The sequence below is a fragment of the Polyangium sp. 15x6 genome (assembly GCF_029960785.1).
Classification (GTDB): Bacteria; Myxococcota_A; Polyangia; order Polyangiales; family Polyangiaceae; genus Polyangium.
The window spans coordinates 1-9,815 of the sequence record NZ_JASBQE010000186.1 but is presented as its reverse complement, the minus strand read 5'-3'; the positions used below and the strand labels follow the sequence as shown (position 1 = coordinate 9,815).

The window sequence follows — 9,815 nt, the reverse complement described above, 5'->3', positions numbered from 1 at the left end:
GGCGCGGGCGGCGGCACGGGCGGCGCGGGCGGCCAGGGCGGCGCCGGCGGCGCTCCGGCGTGCACGGAGTCGTGCGCGGAGGCGACCCAGGACCCGAACGTCCCGTTCTGCATGACGGCGGAGGGCACGCAGGCCCAGGAGCTCTACGACCCGCTCTTCGCTTGCTCCTGCGGCAACATGGGCGCCTGCGCGACGCTCTGCGCGGACAGCCTCTGCGCCGGCGCGGAGCCCTCGGCGGACTGCTCGCAGTGCGTGCTCAACAAGCCCGAGCCCGATGGCTGCTCGGGCGCGTTCGGCGCCTGCGCGGCGGACTGATCGACCCACGGCACACGCTGGAAGCGAGCGGCCTCCGGTTCTCCGGGGCCGCTCGCGGCCTTTTGTGCGCCAAAGACGCCGGCCCGAAGGCATGCTAACGAGCCGCCCCGTGAAGGCCATCATCATCGGCGCGGGCCGCGGCAGCCGGCTTCGCCACCTGACCGAAGAGATCCCGAAGACCCTGGTCCCCGTCCTCGGACGCCCGATGCTCGACGGCATCCTCGAGGCGCTCGCCGCCGGCGGCTTCTCCCGCAAGGACATCATCTTCATCTGCGGCTACAAGGCCGAGGTCATCCAGGCGCGTTACCCCGACCTGACCTACGTCGAAAACACGCGCTGGGAGCACAACAACATCCTGGCCTCGCTGCTCTGCGCCCGCGAGCACCTCGCCGAGGGCTTCGTGTCCACCTACGCGGACATCGTCTACCGCCCCGAGATCGTCCGGGACCTCGTGCGCGCGCCCTGGGACATCACGCTCGCCTGCGACACGGACTGGCGGAGGCGCTACCACGGCCGCTCGCAGCACCCGGAGACCGACGCGGAGAAGATGCGCGCCGACGACCGGCGCGTCGTGGAGCTCTCCCGGCGGATCGTGTCGGAGCAGGCGGCGGGCGAGTTCATCGGGGTGATGAAGCTGTCGGCCGAAGGGGCGGGACGGTTCGTGCGCGCCTACGACGAGGCGAAAGCCGCGCACCCGGAGGGCGTGTTCCGGGAGGGACGCACGTTCGAGAAGGCGTACCTGATCGACCTCTTGCAGCACATGCTGGAGCGGGGCGAGGCGATGCACCGCGTGGACACGTTCGGCGGGTACATGGAGATCGATACCGTCGAGGATGCGTCGCTCGCCGCGTCGTGGTGGAGCGGAGGCCGGACGGACGGCTGAAATCGCGGCGCGCGGGGAACTCCGACCCGGCCCTGGGCTACGCTTGGGGGAGGAAGGAGGCGCGGGCATGCGGCGAGCTTGGGCCGAGGGCGTAGGGACGTTCATCGTGGTCTTCGCGGGGTGCGGAGCGGCGGCCGTGGGCGGGGCGGCGCTCGGGACGATCGGGATCGCGCTCGCGTTCGGGATCGCGTTCGCCGCCGCGTCGCTCGCGCTCGGGCCGGTGAGCGGGGCGCACCTGAACCCGGCCGTCACGGTGGCGGCCGCGCTCGCCGGGCGGATGCGAGCGCGGGAGGTGCTGCCGTACGTCGCGGCGCAGGTCGCGGGCGCGACCGCGGGCGTCGGGCTCGCCGTGACGATCGCGCGCGGCAGGCCGGGCGGGGCGCCGGGCGTGCTCGAGGCGCTCTCCGGCGGATTCGGGCGGCACTCGCCCGGGTTCTACGGCGCGAACGCCGCGCTCGCCGCGGAGATCGGGCTCTCGGCGATCCTCGCGTTCGTGCTGCTCGGCGCGACACACCACGCGCGGCCGGCCGTGCAGCATGCGCTGTCGGCGGCGGCGGGCGGCGTCGGCATGACGCTCGTGCACCTCGTGGGCATGCCCGTCACGGGCTTGCCGGCGCATCCGGCGCGCGCGCTCGGCGCGGCGCTCTGCGCGGGCGGGGTCGCGCTCGATCAGCTCTGGGTGTTCGTGCTCGGACCGATCGTCGGCGGCGCGATCGCGGCGATGGCGCTCCGGGGATTGTTCGCGCCCGAAGCATCGGCCGAAGGTACGCGGACAGCAGCCGAGCGGGCGCGCTGAGCACGTCCTTCAGCCGAGCTGGAAGCGGACGGACGGCAGATCGACGGCGGCCGTGTCGACCACGAGTGTATCGCCGCCGCGGATGACGTCGCGCGGTCGTACGGGTGCAAAGCTTTCGTCGGGATTCTTCCGGCGGCTCACGACGCGGCAAGGCAAGCGCTCTTCGAGATCCATCACCGTCGCCTCGGCGTGCGACGCGCCGACCTTCACCTCGGCCGTCACGCGCACGACGTCGTCGATGCGGTACGCGGCGCGCACGCCCTCGTACGTCGCCTGGATCGCGATGAGCGGGGCGGAGAGCGCGCTCGTCGAGAACGACTGATCGAGCCCGAGCGCGCCGCCGACCTTCCCCGCGAGCCTTTGATCGAACATGCGCATCACCACGCGCACGCTCGGGTTCATGCGCTTCGCGTCGAGCGCGATCTCCAGGTTCGCGAGGTCGTCGCTCGTCGCGCACACGACGGCCTTCGCGCGCTTGGCGCCGACCTTCTCGAGCAGCTCGTCGCGTCGCGCGTCGCCGATGTGCACGGGCACGCCCTTCTCGCGCACCGCTTCGAGGAAGCCTTTCGCGTCGTTCTGCTCGATCGCCACCACGTCCTCGCCGAGGGTAGAGAGCTCCTCGATCACGCGGTAGCCCACGTGCCCGACGCCGCACACCACGACGTGCCCGCTCATCATGTCGGTCATGATCGACGTCCACACCTCCCGCCGCGTCGCGAGGTCGAAGAGCGACGCGCCGATCTTGAAGACGCCCTGCGCGAGCAGGAAGAGGCCCGCGAGCGGGGTCAACCAGAAGACGCCGCGCGCGACGGGCGTGTGAGGGAAAGGTTCGGTCGGCTCGAAGACGAGCAGCGTCCAGAGCGACCAGACAGTCTCGGTGAAGTCGGGCAAAGGCTCGCCGCCGCGCCGGAGATCCCAGCGCAGGACGAACGTCGCGACGATGAGGTAGAGGGAGGCGTAGAGGAGGGGCGGCCCCATGCGCCGCAGGACGTAGCCTGCGGCGGCGATGCGGAGCCTCACCGATCGGAAGCGACGGCGCTTCGAGATCAGTCTTCCTCTTCCGTGACCTTGAAGCCGCTGTCCTTGATGACCTTGTCCTGGACCATCGGCGGGCAGATCGCGAGGTGGTCGACGCTCATCGAGAACGTGCCCTTGCCCTGCGTCATGCTCTTCAGCTTCGACTCGTACTCGAGCACCTCGGAGAGCGGGACGTACGCGTTCACGATCGTCTGATCCTCGACCGTGTCCGTGCCGAGGATGCGGCCGCGGCGGCTGTTGATGTCGCCGATCACGTCACCCGTCGCCACGCTCGGCGCGACGACCTGCATCTTCACGATCGGCTCGAGCAGCACCGCGCCGGCCTGCGCCGCGGCGGCCTTGAAGGCCTTGCTGCCGGCCATCTGGAAGGCCGCGTCGGACGAGTCGACGTCGTGGTACTTGCCGTCGTAGAGGCGCACCTTCAAGTCGACGAGCGGGAAGCCGGCGAGGAAGCCCTTCGCCATCGACTTCACGATGCCCTTCTCGACCGAGGGGATGAACTGGCGCGGGATCGCGCCGCCGACGACCGCGTCCTCGAAGACGAAGCCGCCGCCGCGCGGCATGGGCTCCATGTCGATGTAGCAAACGCCGAACTGGCCGTGGCCGCCCGTCTGCTTCTTGTGTTTGCCCTCAACGCCCGCGACGCGCTTCGTGATCGTCTCCTTGTAGGCGATGTGCGGCGCGCCGAGGCGCGCATCGATGCCCACGCGGCGACGGATGCGCTCGACCGTGATCTCGAGGTGCAGCGAGCCGAGGCCACTCACCACGAGCTCGCGCGTCGTCTCCTCGATCGACACGGTGAGGCCCGGATCCTCCTCGGTGAGCTTGTAGAGCGCCGTGCTCACCTTGTCCTCGGCGCCCTTGCCCTCGAACTTCACGCCGCGCGAGAACAGGGCCGGCGGAAGCTCCGGCGCCGTGAACTGGAACGCGTGCTTCTCGTCGGAGAGCGTCTGGCCGCTCAGCGTCGACTTGAGCTTCGCGAGCGCGACGATGTCGCCGGCCTTGGCCTCCTCGACGGGCTTCGCGTCCTTGCCGACGATGTTGAAGATCTTGCCGACGCGCTCGGCGTTGCCCGTCGACGCGTTCAGGAGCGAGCTGTCGGGCTTCAGCGTGCCCGAGAGGACACGCGCGAACGACGTGCGTCCCGCGTGCGGATCGATCGACGTCTTGAAGACGAACACCGCGGTCGGCGCGTCGGTCGAGCTCGGCCGCTCGGCCGCGGCCGGCGTCGAACCGACCTTGCCGCCGGGCACCGTGCCCTTCCACGTCGGGTGCGCCGTGGGCGCCGGGATGAGCTCCACGATGCCGTCGAGCAGCGCCGCGACGCCGCTCGGGCGCGTGCCCGAGGCGAAGTACACGGGCACGACCTTGCCCTCGCGCACGGCGTCGCGCAGGCCCTGGTCGAGCTCCTCCTGCGTGAGATCACCTTCGGTCAGGTACTTCTCGGTGAGCTCGTCGTTCGTCCCGGCGACGTCGTCGACGAGCCTGCCGCGGCCCGTCTCGAGCACGCTTGCGAGGGCGGTCGGCACCTCGCTCGCCGCGATCGCGTTCGGCGCCTCGGGCTTGCCGATCCACGCCTTCTTCGTGCGCAGCGTGATGATGCCCTGGTAGTCGAGGCCCTCGCCGACGTGGTGCTCCATCACGGCGAGCGGCGCCTTGAGGCGCGCCTTGATCTCGGCGACGACGTCGTCGGGCCGCGCGTTCTCCGCGTCGACCTTGGTGACGACGACGAGGACGGGCAGGCCTTGCGCGCGCGCCCAGCCAAAGACGCGCTCGGTGATCGGCTGCACGCCGTCCTTGCCGCTCACGACGAGGACCGCCGCGTCCACCGCGCCGAGCGCGAGGCGCGTTTCGGCGAGGAAGCTGCCCTCGCCGGGCGTGTCCACGACGTTCACCTTCTTGCCGTTCCATTGCAGGTAGGCAACGCTCGCTTCGAGCGAGCAAGCGTGGTCCTTCTCCTCGGCCGAGTCGTCGAGAACGCTCGACTTGTCGTCCACTTTGCCGAGCTTGGGCGTCGCCTTCGCCACGAAGAGCATGGCCTCGGCGAGCGACGTCTTGCCGGCTCCTTTGTGGCCGATCAGAGCAACGTTGCGAATGTCGCTGGGCGCGGTCGTCGTCATGGTCGGTTCCTGTCCACGCCCTCGCGCTCCCCTTGTCGCAGGGCGGATCTCCCCTCTACGCCTGTTCGGTCGCCCTTGCCAGGGGGATTGGAAACGAAGCTCTGCGGTTTCCACGCCGAGCCCACGGAAGCACGCCAGCACGGGCATCCCCTCGCAGGCCGCCCCAGACGGGAGCGGGCTCGGGTAGCATCCACGTCACGCGCGTCATCGCATGCAGGTCGTTCGTTTTGCCCTTCAGTTCGCCCTTGGGATCGCCCTGACCTACGCGCTCCAGCGCTGGGACGAGAGCCGCCTGTCCGAAGACCAGCGAGAGCGCGCCTGGAACGCGGCGACCTGGGGGGCGGCGCTCATGTGGTACGGGCCGCTCTGCATGCTGGCGTGGGGCTGGGTGACGCGGCGCGGAAAAGGGCGCCTGCACGGGCTCGTGGGCCTCGTGCTCGGCGCCGTCGTGACCGTGCTGGTCGCTCTCGTGGTCCAGGTCGTGGACGAGGTGTTCGTCTGGGCCGCAGGGTTGCCGCCGGACGCGCCGATGTGATGCTCGGGGCTTGATCAGCGGCGCGCGAGGAGGTTTTCGAGCTCCTCGGCGGAGAGCGTGTTCGCGACGTCCTTCGCCTCGCACCAGCCGCGCCGGGCTTGATCGAGGCCGAAGCGGATGTGCGCGGCCTCGTCGGCGCTCGCCGCGCGGCTCGTGATGGCGATGCGCGCGCCCGTGTCCTTGACGGCCCGCGCGTAGCCGTCGGCGCCCGCGAGGAACCCGGGGCGCGCGTCGAGCCCGAGGAGCACGCCGTGCTCGCGGCAAACCTTCGCCACCGCCTCCACGTCGAACTGCTTGGGTTTGCCGCCGTTCCACGGCCGCGCGAGCACGTGGATGCGCCCCGACTTCGCCGCGGTGACGAGCGCTTGCGTGATCGACTTTTCGTCGAGGTTTTCCGCGTGGATCTCACCGATCACGACGTCGACGTCCTCGCTCGTCCCGATCGAACCATCCGCGCCGACCGGCACCACCGCGCCGGCGAAGAGCGTCACCTTCCCCGCGTGCTTCTGCGCGCGCAGGGCGTCGTGTCGCGTCGCGCCGAGCACCACGAGCCACGCCGCGCCCTTCGCGCCCCACGCCGACGCGATCGCCGCGATGCCGTCGGCGTCGAGATTTCCCTCCACGAAGTCGCCTCGCAGATCCGCGCGCTCCACGAGCTTCGGCAGCTTCCCTTCCCGCGCCGCGTCGATCTCGCCGCGATCCTCGCGCAGCTCGGGCGGCACCCAGGCGAGCCCCACCGAGGCGAACACGTCCTCCTCGCGCTCGCCCGAGAGGCGTTTGTCCTCCTGGAACACGCCCCACTCGCTGATCTTGAGCTTCCGGCGAACGCCGAGCGTGCGGATCGCGATGTTGTGCGCCTTCGACCCCGTGAAGTAGTGCATCGCCGCGCCGAACGACTCCACGGGCACCACGCGCAGATCGACCTGCAGCCCGCTCTTCAAGAGCACGCTCGTCTTCGTGTCGCCGTCCGCGAGCACCTTGTCCGTCGCGGGATCCGAGATGAGCTTCTTCCCGATCGCGATGCTCGCATCCGCGGCGACGAGGATGTCCACGTCGCCCACGTTGTCCCTGCGCCGGCGGTAGCTCCCCGCGACCTCGATCTGCGAGACGCCCTCGGTCTCGCGCAGCCGCGCCACGATCGGCTCGACCTGCGCCTCCGCCTCCGCGAGCGAGATCCGCTTGCCGCGCGCCGCGCGCGCCGCGATGCCTTCCAGGATCTGCGCTTCGAGCTTCGGCCCCACGCCCTTCAGCGCGCGCAACCTTCCTTCACGCGCGGCCTTCTCGAGCTCCTCGATCGTGTCGATCCCGAGCCCCTCGTGGATCGCCTTCGCGCGCTTCGGCCCGAGCCCCGGCAGCTCTAGCAGGTGGATCAAGCTCTCCGGCGTGCGCGACTTCAGCTCGTGCAAGAGCGCGAGCTCGCCTGTCTCCGCGAGCTCGCGGATCTTGCCGGCGAGATCCTTGCCGATGCCCGGTAGCTCCTCCAGCGAACCCGGCCCTTTCTCCGGGAGCGTGCTCACGGGCGATGCGAGCGCGGAGACCGTGCGCGCGGCGCCCCGATAAGCACGTACGCGGAACACACTCGCGCCCTCGATCTCCAGAAGATCGGCGACCTGATCCAGCGTGCTCCCGATGGTTTCGTTGTCCATGTTCTTCCTCTCCGCCCGCCTGCTCGCGCCAGACCAGACGGCGAAAAGCAAACCACACGTCGGGTTTCTCGCGCTATATCCCCTCGCCGAACCGTGAGGACTCCTTTCGCCGCAGCAAGCCTGTTCGTCCTGGCCGCTGCCGCCCCCGCCTCGGCGTTCGCCGCGCCCGTCGCCGCTCCGCACGGCGCCCCCCTCCACGGACCCACGGCCTGGGCCGACACGTCGCGCGGCGGCATCCGCGGGCTCACCATCGGCCCCATCGAGAGCCTCCGCCATGCCGGCAAGGGCTACGGCAGCCCGGCGAGCGGACGCGCGATGGACGAGGCCAAGGCGCTCGGATCCACGTGGATCAGCCTCACGCCGTTCGGCCGCGTCTGGGACCTGAAACCGAACGGGATCGACCTCACCTTCGAGGCGCCGTTCGAGGAGAACCGCGCGAACGTCCTCCACGCGATGGCGCAGGCGCACGCGCGTGGCCTCAAGGTCTTCCTCGTGCCGCACCTCTGGGTCGAGACCGGCGGCTGGCGCGCGCTCATCGATCCGGGCGACGACGCGGCCTGGGAGCGCTGGGCCGCGGCGTACAAGCGCTTCCTGCTCACCTGGGCCGAGATCGCGGCCGAGGGCGGCGCCGAGATGCTCAGCGTCGGCGTCGAGCTCAGGAGCTTCGTCACGACGGGCCGCGCCGCGCTGTTTTACCCCATCATCCAGGAGGTCCGCCGCGTCTACCCGGGCCTTTTGACCTACTCGGCGAACTGGGACGACGCCGAGGACACGCTCATCTTCGGCGAGCTCGACCTCGTCGGCATCAACGCGTTCTACCCGCTCGCGGACAAGGACGGCGCGGGGCGCGAGGAGCTCTTCGCGGGCGGCCGCAAGGTCGCCGAGGGCATCGAGCGGCTCGCGGCGATGTGGGGGCGCCCGGTGGTGCTCACGGAGATCGGGTACACGACCCGCAAGGACCCGGCGATCCGGCCCTGGGAGTGGCCCGACGGCATGAAGGACGTGACGATCGACGAGGAGGCGCAGGCCCTCGCGTACGAGGCCCTCATCGCGCCGCTGCTCGACAGCCGCTCGTGCGCGGGCTTCTTCGTGTGGCGGTATTACGCCGACCCGGACGACGTCTCGCAGGAGGCCGAGTGGGGCTTCTCTCCGCGGGGCAAGCTCGCCGAGCTCGTGCTTCGCGACGCCTTTACCGCGCGCTGGGCGGCCGATGGCCCCGCGATCATGGGCGACAACCTGGGTAGGCACCGCGCCCGCACCCCGGGCTTCCTCGGCTGGGAGCTCTCCCCGCCTCTCTTCTGAGGTCCTGCCGTTGGACGTCCAGCTTTTGGACGTCCGACGAAATCCTGCGGCCCCTGGCACGATTCTTCCTAGGCTCGTCGCCAATCGGCCAGCCCCTCGGGTCTGGCTCATGCTGGCACAGGAGACCACATGATCCGACGAACCCTTTCTTACTGCTTTTCGGCCTTCACATTCGCGGCGCTCTCGGTCACGGCCACGGGCTGCCTCTTCTTTGGCGCCGGCGGCAGCGCCTGCGAGGTCGACGGCAAACAATTCTCCGTCGGCGAAGAATTCCCCGCGCCAGGCGGCTGCAACACGTGCACCTGCCAGGCCGATGGGTCCACCGTGTGCACCCGATTGGCGTGCGTCACGAGCTGCACCCACAACGGCAAGGTCTTCAACGAGGGCGATACCTTCCCCGCGGACGACGGCTGCAATACGTGCACGTGCACGGCCGACGGCTCGATCGCATGCACCGAGAAGGCCTGCCCCGAGCCCGCGTGCATCGTCGACGGCATCGGCTACAACCCTGGCGACTCGTTCCCTTCGAGCGACGGGTGCAATACGTGCACGTGCACGGACGACGGCTCCGTCGCCTGTACCAAAAAGGCCTGCCTGCCCTGCGAGTACGGCGGACAAACCTACCAAGCCGGCGACACGTTCCCCTCGACGGACGGCTGCAATACGTGCTCCTGCATGGCCGACGGTTCGGTCGCGTGCACCGAGAAAGCCTGCATCGCGTGCACCTACAACGGACAAACCTACCAACCCGGAGATTCGTGGCCGGCGAGTGACGGTTGCAACACGTGCACGTGTAGCGACGATGGTCTCGTGGGTTGCACGAAGATCAACTGCCCGTGATCGTCCCGACGATCACCCGCCGCGTTTCCCCCGAACAACCCTCCTCTCCCGAAAAGCCTCTTTCATCCGCTCCGCGCGCCTGGTAGTGCCCATCCCGGACGTGCGACATCGATGAGGAGTTGTTCCATGAAGCTTCGATCCCTTTCGGTGGCGGGGGTCCTCGCGGCGCTCGCCGTGGGCGCCGCCGGTTGTAGCGACGAACCGACGCCGCCCAACGCGACGACCTCGTCGTCGAGCGGGGGCGGCCCCGGCGGCGCTGGCGGCCAGGGCGGCGCTGGCGGCCAGGGCGGCGCTGGCGGTCAGGGCGGCGCTGGCGGTCAGGGCGGCGCTGGAGGCCAGG

9 protein-coding genes and 1 pseudogene are annotated in these 9,815 nt (G+C 70.2%); 7 read left to right on the top strand and 3 right to left on the bottom strand.

Features of this window, described 5'->3' with window-relative positions; genetic code table 11:
* From QHF83_RS51980 to QHF83_RS51970, 3 genes are all read left to right on the top strand, one after another.
* A partial coding sequence (locus QHF83_RS51980; RefSeq protein ID WP_282425633.1) for a hypothetical protein occupies positions 1–315 on the top strand: 315 nt, incomplete at its 5' end.
* A 109-nt stretch (positions 316–424) separates the two neighbouring features.
* The gene (locus tag QHF83_RS51975; protein WP_282425632.1) at positions 425–1,198 is read left to right on the top strand and encodes a phosphocholine cytidylyltransferase family protein; all 774 of its coding nucleotides are present in this window, start codon (positions 425–427) and stop codon (positions 1,196–1,198) included.
* Positions 1,199–1,265: 67 nt separating this feature from the next.
* Positions 1,266–1,994, top strand: coding sequence for an aquaporin (locus tag QHF83_RS51970; protein ID WP_282425631.1), 729 nt, complete (start codon positions 1,266–1,268; stop codon positions 1,992–1,994).
* Between the two features lie 9 nt (positions 1,995–2,003).
* Here QHF83_RS51970 and QHF83_RS51965 read toward each other — a convergent pair whose 3' ends face one another.
* Together QHF83_RS51965 and fusA are read right to left on the bottom strand one after the other, a co-directional pair.
* On the bottom strand, positions 2,004–3,014 hold the full coding sequence (locus QHF83_RS51965; protein WP_282425630.1) for a potassium channel protein: 1,011 nt from the start codon (positions 3,012–3,014) through the stop codon (positions 2,004–2,006).
* A gap of 26 nt (positions 3,015–3,040) precedes the next feature.
* Positions 3,041–5,152, bottom strand: a complete 2,112-nt coding sequence (gene fusA, locus QHF83_RS51960; protein WP_282425629.1) for an elongation factor G — start codon at positions 5,150–5,152, stop codon at positions 3,041–3,043.
* Between the two features lie 211 nt (positions 5,153–5,363).
* On the opposite strand from fusA, the gene QHF83_RS51955 reads away from it, so the two are divergent.
* Entirely contained in the window at positions 5,364–5,687 is a 324-nt protein-coding gene (locus QHF83_RS51955; RefSeq protein WP_282425628.1) for a transcriptional regulator, read from the top strand.
* 14 nt (positions 5,688–5,701) lie between these two features.
* On the opposite strand, the gene QHF83_RS51950 is transcribed toward QHF83_RS51955, so the two are convergent.
* The gene (locus QHF83_RS51950) at positions 5,702–7,333 is read right to left on the bottom strand and encodes a helix-hairpin-helix domain-containing protein (RefSeq protein WP_282425627.1); all 1,632 of its coding nucleotides are present in this window, start codon (positions 7,331–7,333) and stop codon (positions 5,702–5,704) included.
* A 93-nt stretch (positions 7,334–7,426) separates the two neighbouring features.
* Here QHF83_RS51950 and QHF83_RS51945 point away from each other — a divergent pair, with 93 nt between their 5' ends.
* The 3 genes and pseudogenes from QHF83_RS51945 to QHF83_RS51935 form a co-directional block, all read left to right on the top strand.
* Positions 7,427–8,635: a hypothetical protein gene (locus tag QHF83_RS51945; RefSeq protein WP_282425626.1), complete on the top strand. Its 1,209-nt coding sequence runs from the start codon at positions 7,427–7,429 to the stop codon at positions 8,633–8,635.
* A gap of 129 nt (positions 8,636–8,764) precedes the next feature.
* On the top strand, positions 8,765–9,475 hold the full coding sequence (locus QHF83_RS51940) for a hypothetical protein (RefSeq protein WP_282425625.1): 711 nt from the start codon (positions 8,765–8,767) through the stop codon (positions 9,473–9,475).
* Between the two features lie 126 nt (positions 9,476–9,601).
* Positions 9,602–9,815: pseudogene (locus QHF83_RS51935) on the top strand (hypothetical protein); the annotation flags it as partial.

Excerpts from the sequence above, each read along its gene's own strand:
- QHF83_RS51970 (WP_282425631.1), top strand. The coding sequence starts at position 1,266 with ATGCGGCGAGCTTGGGCCGAGGGCGTAGGGACGTTCATCGTGGTCTTC.
- fusA (WP_282425629.1), bottom strand. The coding sequence starts at position 5,152 with ATGACGACGACCGCGCCCAGCGACATTCGCAACGTTGCTCTGATCGGC.
- QHF83_RS51955 (WP_282425628.1), top strand. The coding sequence starts at position 5,364 with ATGCAGGTCGTTCGTTTTGCCCTTCAGTTCGCCCTTGGGATCGCCCTG.
- QHF83_RS51950 (WP_282425627.1), bottom strand. The coding sequence starts at position 7,333 with ATGGACAACGAAACCATCGGGAGCACGCTGGATCAGGTCGCCGATCTT.
- QHF83_RS51940 (WP_282425625.1), top strand. The coding sequence starts at position 8,765 with ATGATCCGACGAACCCTTTCTTACTGCTTTTCGGCCTTCACATTCGCG.